The organism is Cryobacterium sp. MLB-32 (assembly GCF_000738085.1).
In the GTDB taxonomy this organism is placed as follows: Bacteria; Actinomycetota; Actinomycetes; order Actinomycetales; family Microbacteriaceae; genus Cryobacterium.
On the sequence record NZ_JPRS01000110.1, the window covers coordinates 1 to 16645 of the forward strand.

General features: G+C 66.7%; 16 protein-coding genes. 6 read left to right on the plus strand and 10 right to left on the minus strand.

Annotated features, from left to right (window positions below):
- Positions 1-122: 122 nt before the first annotated feature.
- The 5 genes from JF66_RS11795 to JF66_RS11815 are packed head-to-tail and all read right to left on the minus strand — an operon-like array spanning position 123 to position 6160.
- Positions 123-1358 (minus strand): acyl-CoA dehydrogenase family protein, encoded by a 1236-nt coding sequence (locus tag JF66_RS11795; protein ID WP_081882347.1) that lies wholly within the window; start codon positions 1356-1358, stop codon positions 123-125.
- Between the two features lie 37 nt (positions 1359-1395).
- A complete protein-coding gene (locus JF66_RS11800) occupies positions 1396-3507 on the minus strand; it encodes a 3-hydroxyacyl-CoA dehydrogenase NAD-binding domain-containing protein (RefSeq protein WP_051973465.1) in 2112 nt (703 codons plus the stop codon).
- A gap of 56 nt (positions 3508-3563) precedes the next feature.
- A complete protein-coding gene (locus JF66_RS11805) occupies positions 3564-4331 on the minus strand; it encodes a TetR/AcrR family transcriptional regulator (protein WP_051973466.1) in 768 nt (255 codons plus the stop codon).
- 36 nt (positions 4332-4367) lie between these two features.
- Positions 4368-4925: a PRC-barrel domain-containing protein gene (locus JF66_RS21760; RefSeq protein WP_051973467.1), complete on the minus strand. Its 558-nt coding sequence runs from the start codon at positions 4923-4925 to the stop codon at positions 4368-4370.
- A gap of 35 nt (positions 4926-4960) precedes the next feature.
- On the minus strand, positions 4961-6160 hold the full coding sequence (locus JF66_RS11815) for an SLC13 family permease (protein WP_035878154.1): 1200 nt from the start codon (positions 6158-6160) through the stop codon (positions 4961-4963).
- A gap of 108 nt (positions 6161-6268) precedes the next feature.
- On the opposite strand from JF66_RS11815, the gene JF66_RS11820 reads away from it, so the two are divergent.
- Complete coding sequence (locus tag JF66_RS11820) at positions 6269-7708, plus strand: APC family permease (protein WP_197059403.1); 1440 nt, start codon at positions 6269-6271, stop codon at positions 7706-7708.
- Positions 7709-7772: 64 nt separating this feature from the next.
- On the opposite strand, the gene JF66_RS11825 is transcribed toward JF66_RS11820, so the two are convergent.
- Both JF66_RS11825 and JF66_RS11830 read right to left on the minus strand, forming a co-directional pair.
- Positions 7773-9263 carry a DUF2079 domain-containing protein gene (locus JF66_RS11825; RefSeq protein ID WP_156109760.1) on the minus strand — a complete coding sequence of 497 codons (1491 nt, stop codon included), beginning with the start codon at positions 9261-9263 and terminating at the stop codon, positions 7773-7775.
- Positions 9264-9387: 124 nt separating this feature from the next.
- Positions 9388-9849, minus strand: coding sequence for a hypothetical protein (locus tag JF66_RS11830; RefSeq protein ID WP_035878156.1), 462 nt, complete (start codon positions 9847-9849; stop codon positions 9388-9390).
- Between the two features lie 104 nt (positions 9850-9953).
- Between JF66_RS11830 and JF66_RS11835 the strand changes: the two genes are divergently transcribed.
- The 3 genes from JF66_RS11835 (at position 9954) to JF66_RS11845 (ending at position 11971) form a co-directional block, all read left to right on the plus strand.
- A complete protein-coding gene (locus tag JF66_RS11835) occupies positions 9954-10493 on the plus strand; it encodes a hypothetical protein (protein ID WP_051973469.1) in 540 nt (179 codons plus the stop codon).
- Positions 10490-10879: a rhodanese-like domain-containing protein gene (locus tag JF66_RS11840; RefSeq protein WP_035878157.1), complete on the plus strand. Its 390-nt coding sequence runs from the start codon at positions 10490-10492 to the stop codon at positions 10877-10879. The genes JF66_RS11835 and JF66_RS11840 overlap by 4 nt, the downstream gene beginning before the upstream one ends.
- 123 nt (positions 10880-11002) lie before the next feature.
- The gene (locus tag JF66_RS11845; RefSeq protein WP_035878179.1) at positions 11003-11971 is read left to right on the plus strand and encodes a bile acid:sodium symporter family protein; all 969 of its coding nucleotides are present in this window, start codon (positions 11003-11005) and stop codon (positions 11969-11971) included.
- A 10-nt stretch (positions 11972-11981) separates the two neighbouring features.
- Here the strand turns inward: JF66_RS11845 and JF66_RS11850 are convergent, their stop codons facing one another.
- Positions 11982-12803 carry a response regulator transcription factor family protein gene (locus JF66_RS11850; protein ID WP_081882349.1) on the minus strand — a complete coding sequence of 274 codons (822 nt, stop codon included), beginning with the start codon at positions 12801-12803 and terminating at the stop codon, positions 11982-11984.
- Between the two features lie 101 nt (positions 12804-12904).
- On the opposite strand from JF66_RS11850, the gene hxlB reads away from it, so the two are divergent.
- Positions 12905-13498 carry a 6-phospho-3-hexuloisomerase gene (gene hxlB / locus JF66_RS11855; protein ID WP_035878158.1) on the plus strand — a complete coding sequence of 198 codons (594 nt, stop codon included), beginning with the start codon at positions 12905-12907 and terminating at the stop codon, positions 13496-13498.
- Between the two features lie 70 nt (positions 13499-13568).
- Positions 13569-14192: a 3-hexulose-6-phosphate synthase gene (gene hxlA, locus JF66_RS11860; RefSeq protein WP_035878159.1), complete on the plus strand. Its 624-nt coding sequence runs from the start codon at positions 13569-13571 to the stop codon at positions 14190-14192.
- 87 nt (positions 14193-14279) lie between these two features.
- On the opposite strand, the gene JF66_RS11865 is transcribed toward hxlA, so the two are convergent.
- Entirely contained in the window at positions 14280-14948 is a 669-nt protein-coding gene (locus JF66_RS11865; protein ID WP_035878160.1) for an HAD hydrolase-like protein, read from the minus strand.
- Positions 14949-15041: 93 nt separating this feature from the next.
- Entirely contained in the window at positions 15042-16550 is a 1509-nt protein-coding gene (locus JF66_RS11870) for an HNH endonuclease signature motif containing protein (protein ID WP_035878162.1), read from the minus strand.
- Positions 16551-16645 lie beyond the last annotated feature (95 nt).

Sequence of the window (16645 nt, forward strand, 5' to 3'; positions counted from 1 at the left end):
TGGAGGAAACGCATGGGGGTGAGCGGTGAATCGTTGGGGGAACCGAGCTGCGGGTCAATCACGAAGACTCCTTTGTCAGGGTGTACGGGTTGAATGCGTCGTAGGGTGCGAGAAATGCCGTCTTATTTGAAGGCGCTGACCCCGGTGAGGTCTCGCCCGATCAGGAGGGCCTGGACGCTCTCCGTTCCCTCATAGGTGTGGATGGCTTCGATGTCGGCCATGTGACGGATCACGTGGTTCTCGAGCAGGATTCCGTTGCCGCCGAGCATGTCGCGACCGAGCGCCGCGATTTCACGTGCCGCACGGGTGTTGTGGTACTTGGCAAGGGAGGCCTGGATCGGGCGCAGTGTGCCGGCCGCGTCGAGGGTGGCGAGGTGCATGCAGTGCAGCTGCATGGAGGTCAGCCGGGACAGCATCACCGTGAGGCGCTCCTGAACCAGCTGGAATCCCGCGAGCGGCTTGCCGAACTGGATGCGCTGGGTGGAGTAGTTGAGGGCAGCCTCGAAGATGGCGGTGGCATGGCCCAGGGCCGACCATGCCACTCCGAGGCGGGTGGCGTAAAGCACCGCAGCCGTGTCCTTGAAGGTGTGCGTGCCGGGGAGCACGGAGTCGAGGGGGACGCGCACGTTGTCGAACACGATGCGGGCCTGGTGGATGGCGCGGAGCGAGCCCTTGCCGGTCATGGTCTCGGCCAGGTAGCCGGGGGTGGACTGATCGACGAGGAATCCGCGCACGTTGCCGTCGTCGTCGCGCGCCCAGACCACGGTGACGTCTCCCACGGAGCCGTTGCCGATCCACATCTTTTCGCCGTTGATCACCCAGTCATCACCGTCGCGGTGCGCCGTCGTTTCGAGCCCCACGGAATCCGAACCGTGCTCTGGTTCGGTGAGCGCAAATGCTCCCAGCTTTTCGGCTCGGGCCAGCGGCACGAGCCAGGCGGCCTTCTGCGCGTCGCTGCCGAAGAGCGCGATGCTGCGCAGGGCGAGGCCGCCCTGCACCGCCACGACGGTGCCCATCGATCCGTCACCGCGAGAGATCTCCATGTTGATCAGGCCTGCTGCGAGCGGTGACATGGGAGTGAGTCCGGGCCCCTCGCATCCGTCGGTGAGAAGGTCCAGCTCGCCCAGGCGGCGTGCGAGGTGCAGCGGGTATTCGCCCTTGTCCCACGCTTCGGTGAGCTCGTCGAGGCTTTCCTCGGCGAAACCGCGAGCTCGCGCCCAGAAGGCGCGATCGGCGGCGGGAATGCCGGCGAAGACGGCGTAATAGTCGGTGTCGAGGGGCACCGAGACGTCATAGTCGGGAGTCTTCGTGGGCTTCGCGGTGGGGCGTTCGGAGTTCAGGGCTGGTGCGGAAGTCATGTGGTGCTCTCTTTCGGGTGAGTGGGTGACAGGAGGGTCAGGCGGGCACGGGCACGCTGGCCACACCGGATTCGTGGAAGGTGACGCCGTTGGCGGCTCGGGAGGCACCGGATCGGTCAAGCAATGGAGTGAGGCCGCCGGTGTGCTGGGGGTAGTTGGCGCCGAGGATCATGCAGGCGTCGATGTCGTGGGCGCTCGTCACCGTGCCGTCGGCGAGCATACGCCAGGCCTCGTCCGCCAGCCCGAGAAGCAGGAAGGCGCGAATGCCCTCGGACGTGGTGGGCAGGGTGCGCGTCCCGGTAACGGTGCCGGCGACATCCGCGATGATGGTCATGGCCTCTGGGCTGACGTGGCCGTCCGTGCCGAGGTAGCCCGTAAGCCCCTGCTCGACAATGCGAGTGAGGCTCGGACTCACCCGGAAGCGCTCGGCTGCGTCGGCGTGCATGGTCTCGAGAATATGGAGCTGCACCGCCGGGCCGATGTAGGCCAGCAGGGTGAGTGCCGTCATCGGCAGACCGTCGTTCACCAGGGCCGTGTCGACGCTGCGCGCATCCGTTCCGGCGTCGATCAGTTCGAGGGTGTCGCTGAACAGGCGGGTGAGGAGGCGGTTCACGACGAAACCGGGGGAGTCTTTCACGAGCACTGCGGTCTTGCCGAGGGCGCCGGCCAGGGCGAACGCCGCGTCGACGGCCTCGGGGCTCGTGTGCCGTGACCGCACGATCTCCACCAGGGGAAGCACGGCAACCGGGTTGAAGAAGTGGAATCCGATCAGCCGTTCGGGGTGCCGAAGGTCAGCACCCTGGTCTTCGATGGAGAGTGAGGACGTGTTGGTGAGTAGCACGGTGGTGTCGCTGACCACGTCTTCAACGGATGCCCAGACCTGGCGCTTCACCGACAGGTCCTCGAAAACGGCCTCGATCACCACATCGCAGCGCTCGTGTGCGGCGGCGTCGGTACCGGCGGTCAGGAGAGCCTCGATACGGCCCCGTTCGGGAGCGCTCATGCCGCGCTTGACCGATCGGTCGAGCTGTGCGGCGACCCGGTCGAGCGCGAGGGTGACGCGCTCCTCGCTGAGGTCGATGAGGTGGGTGGGCGCATTGAGCCGGTCGGCGAAGAGGAAGGCGAGCTGGGTGGCCATCAGGCCGCCGCCGACCACGCCGACCTGAGAGATCGCGCCGACTGTTCCCGCGCTGGCGACAGGACGACTCCGCTTCCGGGCGGCCTGAACGGCGAAGAACGCATAGATACTGGCCCGGCATTCGTCGCTGTGCAGCAGCTCGCCGAAGGCGGAGATCGTCTGGGCTTCGAGCGCGTCCCCGGCGCGGGCGCGCCGGGCTGCCGTGCGATTCACGTGAGGCGCCGTCGTGGCCAGGGACTCCCAGGCGGACAGTAGGGACACTGCGGCGTCGACGGCCGGCAGAGTGCCGGGGATGCGCGTCGCGACGGCAGCGCGCACGGACTCGGGGTTCCAGGGCTTGGTGGCCACCGGGGCGACGTCGGGTGTGCTGCTGGCCAGCCGGGCGGCGGCCCACGCGAGGGACGCGTTGAGAAAGTCTTCGCTCGGCAGGACGACGTCCGCGAGGCCAAGCCGATGAGCGTCGAGGGCCGAGAGGTGACGGCCGCTGAGGGAGCGGATGATGGCGACGTCGGCGGCAGCGCTCACCCCCACGAGTTCGCAGAGGGACGTGAGGCCGCCCCAGCCAGGGAGGAGACCCAGGCGAACCTCCGGCAGCCCGATGTTGCGGGCGTTCGCGGCCACCGTGCGGTAATCGGCGCGCAGCGCCAGCTCCAGGGCACCCCCGACGGCTGCGCCGTTGAGGAACGCGAAGGTAGGCACGGCCAGACGGGTGATCGCGTTGAACGCGGAATAGCCGTCCCGGGCGATGCTCGCGCCGTCGTCGGCCGAGGCAGCGGACCGAAAGCCGGTGAGGTCGGCGCCGGCGCCGAAGGCGGGGCCGGTTCCGATGAACGCCACGGCGTCGATCTGGCTGGTATCGATCTTTGTCACGGCGGATCCGAGGGCCTTCAGGGCGGCCGGCGTCCACGTGACGAGGGCGGACGTCGCCGGGATGAACGTGACCACGGCGATTCTCTGACCGGCGCTGACGTGCTGGCTGACCGTGACCCGGGTGTTCGCTTCACTAACCACGGTGCTCCTTCGCGCCGAACCGACAGATACACCTACTGTCTAACTGACACTGAGTTTCATGTCAAGTGAAACTCAGTCCCAGTCGGGGTGTCAGGCGAGGATTCCTCCGATGTGCAGGCCTCAGCGTGCCAGCGTGCGCAGCTGCTCTTCGAGGGCCACGGCCATGTCGTGCGGCGAGGCCGTAGCCGGGAAGACTGCGACGACGAGGTCAGGGCGCGGTGCACCGGAGCCCGCCCCAGACCCGGTTTCGGGGGAAAAGAGCCGACGAACCGCCTCAAGTTCGTCGGCGAGCTCCTGGGCCCCACCGCGCTGTCGGAGCGAATGAGTCTCCGCAGCTCAAAGTTGTGCGTGGCCGTGACGGCGCTGGCGAAACGGATGGCCGTGAGCGGCGCGATGGCCGGCAGCATCTGCCTGAGGTACGCGGCGAAGGTCTTCTCGTAGCGGGACACCATGACGGTTTCGCGGTCGCGCAAGACCTGCGATTCGCGCACAACCAGGTCGCGCAGCCGCACGATCTCGAGTCGCTCCCGGAACCGTTCGAAGACGAGAGCGGCCGCGTCGCAGACGGCAATCCACGGGTCGGCGTGCTGTGTCGCGAAGTAGGTGGAGATCTGCTGGAGGAGTGCGTCGTGGTCAGCAAAGATCACGTCGTCCTTCGAGCCGAACTGGCGGAAGAACGTGCTGCGCGACACCCCGGCGGCCTCGGCGATTTGGGTTGCCGACGTGGCCTCATAGCCCTGGTCGTGGAAGAGGCGCACGGCGATATCAGCGACGTCGATGCGGGTCAGGGGCGTGGGCGCAGCGGCGCGGGAGGGGTCAGACATGGTGAGGTGAAATTATCACGAAACTGACACCGAGTTTCACGGCTCGCTGGCCGGAAGCGCGGCGGGCGGGGGCTCATGGGGCCGCGGTGGCGCGGCAGGGGGGTGCGGGTGGCCCTCCACACTGTGCTTCTGCAGGTGAGGGGGATGGGGCGGATGAGGCGGGCCCGGGTGACCGGTCAGGTCGTGTGGCGGCGGAGGTGGCCGGTGCGCGGCGGTCAGCTCGGGCGCAGCAGCATCCGCTTCGAGGGTGCCCAACGTGCCCACATCCGTCACGGTCACGATGCCGTAGTGGTCGTAGAGCGCGCTCTCTTCGTCGGTCGTGATCGAGCCGCGGTCGCTTTCGATGCGCGGGGCCTGACGGATGAGTCCACGGTCATAGGCCACCGTGATGTGCGAGGCGGTGATCGTGGCGCCGAACAGCGGAACGAAGGATTCCTGCATGCCGAAGAGCCCGGTGCGCACGGTGACGAACGCCGGATCGCCGGAATCTGCGCTGAGGAAGACCTGCTCAACGGACCCCAGCCTTTGGCCGTCGCGGGTGATGACGATGCCGCCGTTGACCACGATGTCGTCGAGTGATTCCACGGTGATCATGGGACTATTCTCCTCCAGGAAGGCACCATCGCGGCTCAGCCGACGAGGATGAGGGCGAGCACGCTGAGGGTGACCGTGACCGGCGCCAGCACGAGACCGAACAGCGCGTACCCGCGCCAGGTGATGACCACGTTCATCGCGGTGAGACGTGCATGCCAGAGCAGGGTGGCGAGCGAGGCCCACGGGGCGATGATCGGGCCCACGTTCACCCCGATCAGGAGAGCGATCATGCGGGGAACCGTGTCCGCGACGGGTTCCAGGGCGAGGTACGCAGGCAGGTTGTTCGCCACGTTCGCGCCCACGAGCGACGCGCCGGCGAGCCGAAACAGGTCGGCAGGAGCGCTGCCGCTACCCGCGATCGACGCGAGCAAGCCGGGGAGGCCGAGATTTTGCAGCGACTCCATGGCGAGAAAGAGCCCCGATGCGAAGAGCAGGAGCGACCACGGGATGAGGGTGATTCTGAGTACCCGCGGGCGTCGGATAGCGAACGCCGCGGTCAGCACGACGGCGGCAACGGATGACGGAAGCCAGACCGGGAGTCCGGAGACCAGTGCCGGCAGCAGGAGTGCCAGAACCAGGGTGCACAGGGTAAGGAGTGCCCGATCACGGACGGGTGGCACCGCGGTGGCGGCCCCGGTCGAGCCGGCCGGCCGCATGCGCTGCACGGGCACGCTGTCGTATTTCTTGCTGAGGTCCTTGCGAAAGACGAGGGCCACCATGACAAGGGGAATAAGGATCGCGACCACCGCAGGGGCGGCGGTGAGAGCGGCGAATTCGACCGGCGTGATTCCGCTGAGCTGCTGCTGGGCGAGCAGGTTGGTGAGGTTGGAGATGGGCAGCAACATGCTCGCGGTATTGGCGAGCCAGACCGTGGTGAGAGCGAAGGGCAGCGGCGGCAGCCCTGCCTGCCGGGCCACGGTCACGACCACCGGCGTCAGCAGCACGGCCGTTGTGTCGAGACTGAGGAAAATGGTCGTCGCAATGGCGATCGCGGCGACCAGGAGCCAGAGCAGCCAGACTCGTCCTCGACCCCAGTGGCGCATGCGACGGGCCACCCAGCGGAACAGACCGGCTTCGCTGCAGAGCTCGGTGACGACGGTCATGGCCACGACGAAAAGCAGGATGGGCGCCACCCGGTCCACGAGCGCGGTCAGCTCCGCCATCGGCAGCACCCCGGCGAAGACAGCGAGGGCTCCGAGGAGCAGCAGAGCGGCACCGATGACGGCGAGAACCATGAGGTGGAGTTTAAGCGATCATGTTGCGGTCGGAAGACTTATGATCTGAAGGGCGTACATTCCCTCTTCGGTTCCTTGCCGTTCGGATCAGGCCACCGAAAGGCATCCGTGTCGGCAATCGCGAAAACACAGCTCGACGTCGCGAAGACGAGTCGGATTCCACGCTCCACGGGGTCACGTTCAGTATTGCTGCTGGCCTTCGCCTTTTCCGTTATGGCCGATCCGGTTTCTTCCGTGGCTTATGCCGTCGAAGCGGCGCTGCGCGCGCTGCACGGCAACCTCGGGCTGCTGGTTCCGACGATGCTCCTCGTCGTCACCATCATCGCGATGGTGATCGTGAACTATCGACAGCTCATCTTCCGTTACCCGAAAGGTGGCGGGGCATCCGCGGCCGTCGGCGAAGCCTTCGGGGACCCGTGGTCTTTCATTCCCATCGGCGCACTGGTCGTGGATTTCGTCCTGACCATCGCCGTGAGCGTCTCCGCAGGTTCGTCCGCTGTCATCGCCTACTTTCCTGACCTCGCGGCCTGGCGGCTGCCGCTTGCCCTGGGGCTGATCCTGGCCGTGGGTACGGCAACGCTGTTCGGGCAGCTCGGCCGAGTGGTCTTCGCGGCCATGACGCTCGGCTTCATCTCCGTGACCACCATCGTGCTGATCTATGGAATCTGGGCGTCGCCGCTCTCCGCTGAGCCGGTGGCGGCCCCGACGGGTCATCTCCCGATCGTGGCCATCGTCCTGGCGTTTCCCGTGGCGATGGCGCTGGCCACCGGCGTCGAGGCGCCATCGACCGCTATCGCCGAACTCGACCAGCTTGATGACCCGGGTCGCCGACGTTTCGGCCGCGTGACCCTGTGGCTCACCCTCGCAATCGTGGGAACGATCACTCTCGGGGTCGCGGTGGAAGCGGTGCGCCTCGGAATCGGAGTCCCCGCGGGTGACACCACACAGATTGCGGAACTCGCCCGCTTCGTGGCTCCGGCGCCGGTATTCGCGGCGTTCCAACTCGCAACGGCACTCCTGCTGCTGGCCGCCGCGAGTTCATCGTTCCAGGCAGGGCCGGGCATGCTGAAAGCCCTTGCCCTGCATCACGGCCCGGATGGCCACACGGTCGGGATTCTCCCCGCGGCGCTGGGTCGCACCAACAGTCGACATGCCCCGGTCTGGGGAGTGGTGCTGTTCTCGTTGCTCGCCATGCTCGTGACCGCCCTGGCCGGCGGAAGAGATCAAGAACTCGTTCTGTTCTACGCCGTGTCCGTCTTCCTCAGCTTTCTCGGCGGGCTTCTCGCGATGGCCCGGTTTTCGCATCAGGACGGTCATCGGGGTTCCTTGATCCTTAACCTCGTCGGCGCGGTCACCGTTGCCTTCACCCTTGTGGTCAACCTCTCGCGGATCGTACCGTTGGTGAGCCTCGGAGCGTCTCTGGTGCTGTCCGCTGCCCTATTCCTGATCTGGGTGCACGCAGGTCGGCCGCCGGGGATTCGGATGCAGGCCGCGCACGTCGCCGAAAAGGGAGACGCCCCGGTCGGTGATGGAAAGATGACCACCTGAGCGTTATCGTTCGGGGAAGGCGCTGCGCTGCGGGCGTGCTCATGCCCGGCGGTCTCTCGACGCGTCAGGGGACGGCTGGACCCGCATCGACTCGCTTCGCCACCTCGTAGCCGTCGCGGGAGAAGATGGTGCGAAAGTGCGTTTCGGGGTGGAGCCGTGCGGCGACGTCGCCCGCTGAACGCCACTCTTCGGGAAGGCCCCCGGCCGGAACGTCGACAACGATGTAGTCCGGAGTGGGGTTCTCGTTGCCGATCCAATACACGGTCGTTCGATCGACGAGGTAACCCATCAAACCCACGTCGGATTCGACCAGTGCGCCGTCGGGGACGCTCGCGAGGGCTGCCGCGGCGGCGTCTCCGCGCTGGGTCGAGAACTGCGCGGTGGGGTTCGCAAGCGCGGCCAGTGGTAGCTGGGGCGACAGGGCCAGAGCGGCCACGCCGATCACCGCCGGTGCGATGCGCGCATACGCAGAGACCAACCGTATCCGGCTCCGTCGGCAGGCCGCGATGGCATCGAGCGCGGCGCAGAACAGCACCGGCATGAGTACGGCGCTGTACTGCCAGGTGTGACCCCAGTATCCGGAATTGTCCGACAGGAACCGCCAGGCGAGAGTGGGCAGAAGCACCAGAGCGAGGGGCGAGCGCACAGCGATGGCGCCGGACGCAATGATGAGCAGCAGGAGGGTCAGCGCCTTGTCCGGCTGAAAGAATGCGGCCGGCTGCTTCCATAACGTCGGGAGATCGATGCTCTGCGTGTACGCCCAATGGTCATTCGGGTTGAGGAGCGGCAGCACGATGAGACTGGCGATCCCGAACCAGCCGATTCCCCAGACGGCGAGCCAGATTCCCAGGGGCCGACGGCTGTGATAGGCCAGCACGATCCCGATCGCGGCCACCGTCAGGCCGAGGTCTTCCTTCACGAACACGAGGGGCATGGCCCAGAGCATGCAGGCGATCCACTGCCGACGCAGGAACGCCGTCAGGGAAAACGCCAGCAGAGGGACCGCGAAAGCGATCTCGTGGAACTGCGCCTCGACGGCACCCTGCAGGCCCCAGCTGAACGCGAACGCCAACCCGACAAGCACCCCGGCCCCGCGACCCAGGAGCCGCGCGGCGGCGTAGGAGATGACCGCCGCCGCGAGCCCGAAGAGCAGATTCTGCACCACCAAGAGCGTGAAAGCGCTCGGGAACATGGCATAGACCGGCCCCAACAGAACGAGCAGCGGGTGGAAATGGTCCCCGAGAAGGTTGAAGCCGTCGCCCTTGATCGTGACGATGGGCGGCTGAAATGACGCATACTGACTCGCCAGCTGCGTGAAGATTCCGAGGTCCCACGACTTCACCGCGTATGAATGCCATTGGAACCAGGAGAGGACCGTGTAGACCGCGGTGGTGGTCAGCCCGACCAGCGCTGACGTCCAGACCGCGCCGACCGGCCCCGAAGCCGGGTCATCAGCGGGGGCGCCGACTTCCCGGTCGCGGGAAACCTGTTCGGGCGACTCCACGGCCATGGAATCCCCCGATTCGTTCGCGACGGCTCGCGGTGCTGTGTGCACCGGTCAGCCATCTTCGTCTGTGTGGAAGCCTAACGGGATCGGGCTCCCTCGGGCCGACCTGCGTCCTCAACGCCGTGGCCGGCGAGGTCGCCCCTGGCCCGATCCGCCGGACAGGGGCCCGCGGTCAGACGGATCGTCGTTTGTCTCCGCGCTCCGTGCGCAGCGCGGCCCGCGCCGCGTCGAGGCGAGCGCGAATTTCGTGCAGGGGGCACGTGACCTCGTCGTAGGTCACCGTGCCGTCGTTGAGGAGTTGTGCGGTGAGATGCTCCACGAGAGTCAGCTGCGCGCGCTTCATAAGCGCCGTTCCGTGCAACCAGGGCGCCTCAAGAAACGAGGGCAGCACGAAGATCAGGTCGTCCGCGTGCATCGTGCGCGCGACCGCGCCCACCGGCTCGAACTCGCGTTCGGCGGCGAGAATCATCAGGTCCCGGGTGACAAGCACGCGCTCTCCCTCGATCTCGAGACAGTCCCTCAGACGTGCTTCGACGAGGAGGGTTCTTCGCCGCGCTGCCGGCGTTTGCCCCGCGCCCTGCAGCGTGAAGAAGGCCGTGAGAATTTCGTCAATGTGAATCTGCGATGTTTTCATGGGCACAGGGTGTCACGAGCCACCGACACTGCCGGGTTGCCCGCCGGCTAGATACCCCATAGGGTATAAAGATCACCTGATATCGACACGACGGGAACTCACGGATGCCGAGCGCGACACCCACTACCGCCACACTGCCGCGTCTCGCGAGGGAATTGCGCCGCTGGCCCGCTCGCCGCTGGTGGGTGGCTCTCGGCACGGCCGTGTTCACCGTGGTCTTCATCGCTGTTCCCACCGATCTGATCGACACCCCGGTATTCTCCCGGGAGGTCGCGCCGACGGCGTGGTCCTGGCCCGTGCTCCTTGTGAGCGCGGCCCTGGCCGGATTGGTGACGGCCACCTACGTTGCCCACCCCGAGGGCGCCGCGCCGAGTCGTGCCGTGGGCCGGCTCGGCATGGCCGGCTGGGTCGTGACCTTCTTCGCCGTGGGCTGCCCGGTGTGCAACAAGCTCGTGCTTCTCGCGCTCGGCACCACGGGCGCGATGCAGTTCTTTGAGCCCGTGCAGCCGTACCTCGCTGCGGCATCGATCGGTCTGCTCGGATGGGCGCTGTATGCCCGGCTCAGTCGCGAGAACTCCTGCCGCGTCCCCGTGGTTTCGGTCCCGTCCGCCCCCGAACTCGAGTCAGAAGAAAGCCGCTTATGAAGAAGACACTCGCCACAATCGTGCTCGTACTCACCGCAGCATTCGGCTTGACGGCCTGCTCGGCGCCGGTCTCCTCAGTGCCGGTCTCCTCGTCTCCACACGCCATCACGGCCGATACCGTCGTCATTGACGTGCGCACTCCCGCGGAATACCAGGCCGGCCATCTCGAGGGTGCCATCAACATCGACGCCCAGTCGGAGGCTTTTGAGGGTCTCGTCACCGCATTGCCTAGTGATGGCGACTATGTGTTGTATTGCTCCACTGGCAACCGTTCCGGCTCGGCCGTCGCTCGTATGACCGACCTCGGTTTCACCTCGCTGACTGACGCGGGCGGCTTGAACGAGGCATCCGCGTCAACCGGGCTGACCGTGGTCGCGACGCCGTAACGAGGCCCGATGGCGCGGGGCCGTCACTAAGCACCGCGTGTCGGCTTGGTAGCCTGAACCTCGGGGGCGATGAACGCAACCCATGGTTTTCGGGCCGTTCCGCAGCTAATGAGGGTTGTCGTCATGCATCGTATTCGAGTTGTCAGCGCTTGTGTCGGCCGCTGGTTTGCCCTGATCGTGCTGGCCGCCGGCGCCCTCGCCCTGGCCGTTCCGACCGCGTTCTCGGGCATGACGGTGGCCATTCCCTGGCTCCTGGCCGTGATCATGCTCGGCATGGGGATGACCCTGCGTCCCGTCGATTTCGCCATCGTGGCCAAACGCCCGGTGCCGCTGCTCATCGGTGTGGGCGCGCAGTACCTGGTGATGCCGCTCCTGGGGCTTGGTATTGCCGTGGCCCTTGATCTATCGCCTATGCTCACCGCCGGCATGATCCTGGTCGGTGCCTCCCCGGGCGGCACCGCCTCGAACGTGATGGTCTACCTCTCCAAGGGCGACACGGCGTTGTCGGTGGCCATGACCACCGTCTCCACCCTGCTCGCGCCCATTCTCACTCCGCTGCTCGTGCTCGGCCTCGCCGGGCAATTCCTGCCGGTTGATCCGAGTGCGCTCTTTGTGTCGATCCTGCAGATCGTGCTGGCGCCGGTGCTGTTGGGGCTGTTGCTGCGCATGCTCGTGCCGCGACTCGTGGAGCGATTCCTCGACGTGTTGCCTCTCGTCTCCGTCGCCGGAATCACGGTGGTGGTGATGGCCGTCGTGTCCGCGAGCTCGTCCACCATCCTGTCGATCGGCGTGCTCGTCGTTGTCGCCGTCGTGCTGCACAACTCCCTCGGCCTGTCGCTCGGGTACCTGATTGGCCGAGTGTTCCGGCTGCCTGTGGCCGGTCGCCGCGCCATCAGCATCGAGGTGGGAATGCAGAACAGCGGGCTGGCCGCCGCGCTCGCCGTGGCTCACTTCAACCCCGTGGCAGCGCTGCCCGCCGCCATCTTCTCCGTATGGCACAACGTGTCCGGGTCACTGTTGGCGAGCCACTGGTCTCGCACGGGCTTGCCGGCCGAGGAGACTGCTCCGGAGCTCAGCCGCACATCGGCCTGACGGATTGGGCTCAGCGGGCCAGGGAGGCGAGTTCGGCGCGGGTTGATGCGCCCACCTTGCGCAGGAGGTTCGCTACGTGAAATTTCACCGTGTTCTCGCTGATCAGGAGTTCGGCGGCGATTGACTTGTTGCGGGCGCCGGAGGCCACCAGCACGAGCACTTCGCGTTCGCGCGGACTGAGTCCCCAGGACGCTTCCGTGACGACGGATGCCGTGGGCGGGTCGAGCGGTAACGACACCGCCATCTCGGATCCCCAGCCGGCCGTCGCGTGCACCTGCAGGTCACCGCTGAGCGCGACCACGCGGGAGGCCAGCTGACGCACGCTCGGAACCTCCGGGTTGAGGTCGCCGGGGCCGTCGTCTCGAATCCGGATGAGCAGGTTGCTGCCGTCGCAGTCCCACTGCACGCGCACCTTGCCCACGCCCTTCTGCTCCACCAAGGCCAGGACGGCTCCGCGCACAATCGCGCGCGCTTCGTGGGCCACCTCTCCCGGAAGGGCTCGGCCGTTCACGGGCGGCTCGATGAACTGCACGTCGAGGTCGCCGAAGCGAACGAGCGGGCGGAGGTCAGCACGCAGGCGCTCGAAGGCGCGGGCGACCGGCTCCTCCGTGAGCGACCGATCACGATCCGACACGGCACGCAGCGCCACCATGGCGGCTGCGGCGAGGTCGGTCGCTGTCTGGCGCGCCGCCTGATCACTGGTGGACTGCGACCGCAGTACCGCCAGTAGGGATTCCAGCGTTGTCGCGTGAGCATCCGTCAGATCGGCAATGATCTTCGTTCGCTCGGCCGCGGCGATACGCGAGTCTTGGGCAGGGATAGGTGAAGTCATGGGACCAGCCTACCCGAAACGCGGTCTTCCTGCCCGAATGGGTAGGTCAACTAGCCATTCGGCGGGCAGCACGGCTGCCCGAATGGATAGAGGATTGAAACATGAACGCAACGACAACTACCCCGGCTCGGGTTTCGGCAGCGGATGCCCTGAGCGCCATCCTCTCCGAAAACGTGCACGTGGTGGACCAGCTGCGCGATGCTTCCCCTGCAATGCTCGACGCCGCAGCCGAACGCCTGCAGCGGGCCGAGCGCATCTTCGTTCTCGGGGCAGGCCGCTCCGGACTGGCCCTGCGCATGACCGCAATGCGGCTGATGCACCTGGGCCTGGAGGTGCACGTCGTCGGCGAGGTCACCACCCCGGCCATCGCCGACGGTGACGTGCTCCTGGTGGCGAGTGGGTCAGGCACGACGGGCGCCATCGTGCGGGCCGCCGAAACCGCATCCGCTCTCGGCGTCGAGATCGTGGCGCTCACGACCGACGCAGATTCCCCGCTCGGCCGGCTGGCCGAGGTCACCCTCGTGATTCCCGCGGCTGCCAAGCAGGACCACGGCGGCCCGTTGTCGGTGCAGTACTCCGGCGGACTGTTCGAACAGAGCGTTCTGTTCGTGGGCGACGCGCTGTTCCACACGCTGTGGAAAGCATCCGGCGCCACCGCCGAGGAGCTGTGGCCCCGCCACGCCAACCTCGAGTAGCGCCTCGTATTTTCACACCCCACGTTTTTCACACCGTACATTTCGACGAATCAAGAGAAAGAAGAACACCATGAAGCTTCAGGTAGCAATGGACGTACTCACCACCGAGGCCGCACTCGAGCTCGCCGCTCAGGTCGCCCCCTACGTTGACATCATCGAGCTCGGCACCCCGCTGATCAAGGCTGAGGGCCTGCGCGCCGTCACCGCGATCAAGGCAGCCCACCCGGACAAGATCGTCTTCGCCGACCTCAAGACGATGGATGCCGGCGAGCTCGAAGCCGACATCGCATTCTCCGCCGGCGCTGACCTCGTGACCGTTCTGGGAACGGCCGGAGACAGCACCATCATCGGTGCCGTTGCCGCAGCGACCAAGCATGGCAAGGGCATCGTCGTCGACCTGATCGGCGTCTCCGACAAGGTCACGCGTGCCCGTGAGGTCACCGCGCTTGGTGCCAAGTTCGTGGAGATGCACGCCGGACTCGACGAGCAGGCCGAAGCCGGCTTCTCGCTCGACGGCCTGCTGAACCAGGGCGAGACCGCCAAGGTCCCGTTCTCGCTCGCCGGCGGAGTAAACATCAAGACGATCGCCTCCGTGCAGCGCGCCGGGGCAACCGTCGCCGTTGCCGGCGGTGCAATCTACGGTGCGACCGACCCCGCCGCTGCCGCAGCAGAGCTGCGCGCCGCAATCATCTAGGTCTCCTCAAGAGAACGCCACTGGCGCCCACGACTTCGGTCGGGGGCGCCAGTGGCGTATCTGCCGTGGGTACGACCGTGGGGGCGATCAGCCGAGAAGCAGCTTCGCCAGCTGATCGGTGGAGAAAACCGTCGCGGTCGCTTCGGCGGCTTCGGCGGGTGATCCGTAGCCCCACTCGACGACGATCGCCGGCATGCGGTTGGCCGTGGCGCCGACCACGTCGTGGCTGCGGTCGCCCACGAGTACGGGCGCGCTCACATCCGCTCCGGTTTCGGTGAGGCGGTGCAGTGCCTCGGCCACGATAGCGGTCTTCGTGCTGCGGGTCCCGTCGGCGGAGGCGCCGACCATCACCGTGAAGAACCGAGCCAGGTCGAAGTGGTTCAGAATATCGATCGCGGTGAGCTCGGGCTTGCTGGTGGCCAGAGCCAGCGGGATGCCGGCCTCGTGGATCCGTTCCAGCAATCCGGCCACGCCGGGGTACACGGCAGTGTCGAGTGCGGCCGGGCCGTGGTACTCGGACCGGTAGATCGCGGCGGCCTCGGTGGCCTCGTCCGGGGTCATTCCGGCGTAGTCCTGAAATGCGGTGAGCAGGGGTGGTCCAACGTACGCGAGCAGGTCCTGCTGCGAGGGAACCGGGCGGCCGAGCACAGTAAAAGTGCGGGCCAAAGAGCTGGTAATTGCCGGGGCGGAATCGGTAATCGTTCCGTCGAGGTCAAAGAGAATGGCGCTCCAGGTGCGCGTCAAAGTGGGATTCACTCACCTATTCTAGGCGTGCTCGCCGAAAAGCCCCCCATATGGCCGACGGTCACGCTCACACGACCCTTCTCACCTGCGGTGTGCGTGGTGTATTCACGCCTGCAGGCGGAGTGGCGATCCCAACTTCAGGGCTGACTTGCTCTTCAGCAGGATGGGGGTTTGGGCCGGGTCGGCGGCGGGCGGTGGGATCAACCAGAATTCCAGCCCGATGCGGATGATCTTCCATCCGTCGTTGTGCAGTCTGAGGTGATGGGGGCTGCAGAGCAGGATTCCTTCGTCGAGGTTGGTGAGCCCGCCTTCTGCCTGCCACAGCCGGAGGTGGTGCGCTTCGGAGAAGCTGGGTGGTCGCAGGCAGTCTTTCCACATGCATCCACCGTCCCGAAGTGCCAGTGCCGCGCGTTGCGCCTGAGTGAACAGTCGTTGCTCGCGTCCGACATCAAGCACGGTTCCATCCCGCCCGAACAGCACCGGGGTGAACCCGGTGTTGCAGACTGTCCGGTCGATGGTGGCGGCGGTGGCCGGGTCCGGTGTGCCTTCGATGAACCCGTTGCGAAGGAGCACCAGGCCTGTTGTGGGCTGCGCCGCTGTCGGCTGCGCCGCAGTGGGCGCGGCGGTCGGGGCGGTTGCGGGCTCCTGGACGACGACCAGTTTGACCGACGGGCGGATACGCCCGAACAGTGTTCCGGGGTCGGCGGCGGCGGCGACCTTGATCACCTCGATCAACGACTCGGCGGCGATCTGGTCGGTGGACCGGGGGTCGTCGATGATGCGCTGCGCCCGCTCCTTCTCGCCTTTCTCCACGAATCGCGGGCCACCGGTGCGGGGGCCGGTGATCTGCAGCAGGAAGTCTTTGAAGTACGACCCGTTTTCCGGGTCGAGCTCAAAGCTGCCGTGCAGCATGCCATCGGGCTTGTCGAACACCCGCAGGTACTGCCGTGCCCGCATCGCGTCGGCGCGGGAGGCGATCCCGGCGGCGTCGATCGTGTCCCGGCACTGCCGGGCCGCCTTCGCGGCCTGGTCGGCGTTGAGGGTGCGGCACTCGGCCAGGAGATGCACGATAGCGTCGGCGAGCATGTCTTCGGTGACGCCGAGTGCCGGTTCACCGAGGCCGCGGCGAATGGCTGTCGCGGCGTCGGTGCTGAGCGTTCCGTCGGTCACGGCGTCGCCGAGAGGCGCGAACCACGGCCGGTGCACCTCGACCGGCGGAGCCTCGGGGTGTTCGAGTGCCATCAGGTCGGCTTCCTTCTGCCGGTTGCGGGCTGCCTCGGCCTCCACGGCCATGGTGCCGGCCTCGATCAGGCGGCGAGTGTCGGCTTTTGTGCCGCCTCCGCCGCCGCCCAAGGCCTGCACGTAGTCTTCGGGGCTGTTGTATCCCTTCTTTCTTGACAGGCCGTCGCGGCCGAGCGTCCAGTCGGATCGGCCGGCCATATTCGCCGCCGATAGTGCGTAGGCCGCGGTCACCTCACGCAGGTGGTGGGCTATCGCCCGGTGGGTGTTCTCCGACCCGTCGTCGGACAACTCCGCGAACATCCTCGCGGACACCTCTGACCGGGCCAAGGCCCCGGTCAGATCAACGAAAACACCTTCAATGGTGGTTGTCATAAGAAAAGTGTGACAGGCACCACCGACACTGGAGCCTCAGAGGCTGAGCCTCGATTGGCTCTTCCCCAAGCCGCTAGAACAGCTTGGAGTGGGTG

Bases quoted from the DNA above. Each gene is read 5' to 3' on its own strand.
- JF66_RS11795 (WP_081882347.1), bottom strand. From the start codon at position 1,358: ATGACTTCCGCACCAGCCCTGAACTCCGAACGCCCCACCGCGAAGCCC.
- JF66_RS11805 (WP_051973466.1), bottom strand. From the start codon at position 4,331: ATGTCTGACCCCTCCCGCGCCGCTGCGCCCACGCCCCTGACCCGCATC.
- JF66_RS21760 (WP_051973467.1), bottom strand. From the start codon at position 4,925: ATGATCACCGTGGAATCACTCGACGACATCGTGGTCAACGGCGGCATC.
- JF66_RS11815 (WP_035878154.1), bottom strand. From the start codon at position 6,160: ATGGTTCTCGCCGTCATCGGTGCCGCTCTGCTGCTCCTCGGAGCCCTC.
- JF66_RS11830 (WP_035878156.1), bottom strand. From the start codon at position 9,849: ATGAAAACATCGCAGATTCACATTGACGAAATTCTCACGGCCTTCTTC.
- JF66_RS11835 (WP_051973469.1), top strand. From the start codon at position 9,954: ATGCCGAGCGCGACACCCACTACCGCCACACTGCCGCGTCTCGCGAGG.
- JF66_RS11840 (WP_035878157.1), top strand. From the start codon at position 10,490: ATGAAGAAGACACTCGCCACAATCGTGCTCGTACTCACCGCAGCATTC.
- JF66_RS11845 (WP_035878179.1), top strand. From the start codon at position 11,003: ATGCATCGTATTCGAGTTGTCAGCGCTTGTGTCGGCCGCTGGTTTGCC.
- JF66_RS11850 (WP_081882349.1), bottom strand. From the start codon at position 12,803: ATGACTTCACCTATCCCTGCCCAAGACTCGCGTATCGCCGCGGCCGAG.
- hxlB (WP_035878158.1), top strand. From the start codon at position 12,905: ATGAACGCAACGACAACTACCCCGGCTCGGGTTTCGGCAGCGGATGCC.
- hxlA (WP_035878159.1), top strand. From the start codon at position 13,569: ATGAAGCTTCAGGTAGCAATGGACGTACTCACCACCGAGGCCGCACTC.
- JF66_RS11870 (WP_035878162.1), bottom strand. From the start codon at position 16,550: ATGACAACCACCATTGAAGGTGTTTTCGTTGATCTGACCGGGGCCTTG.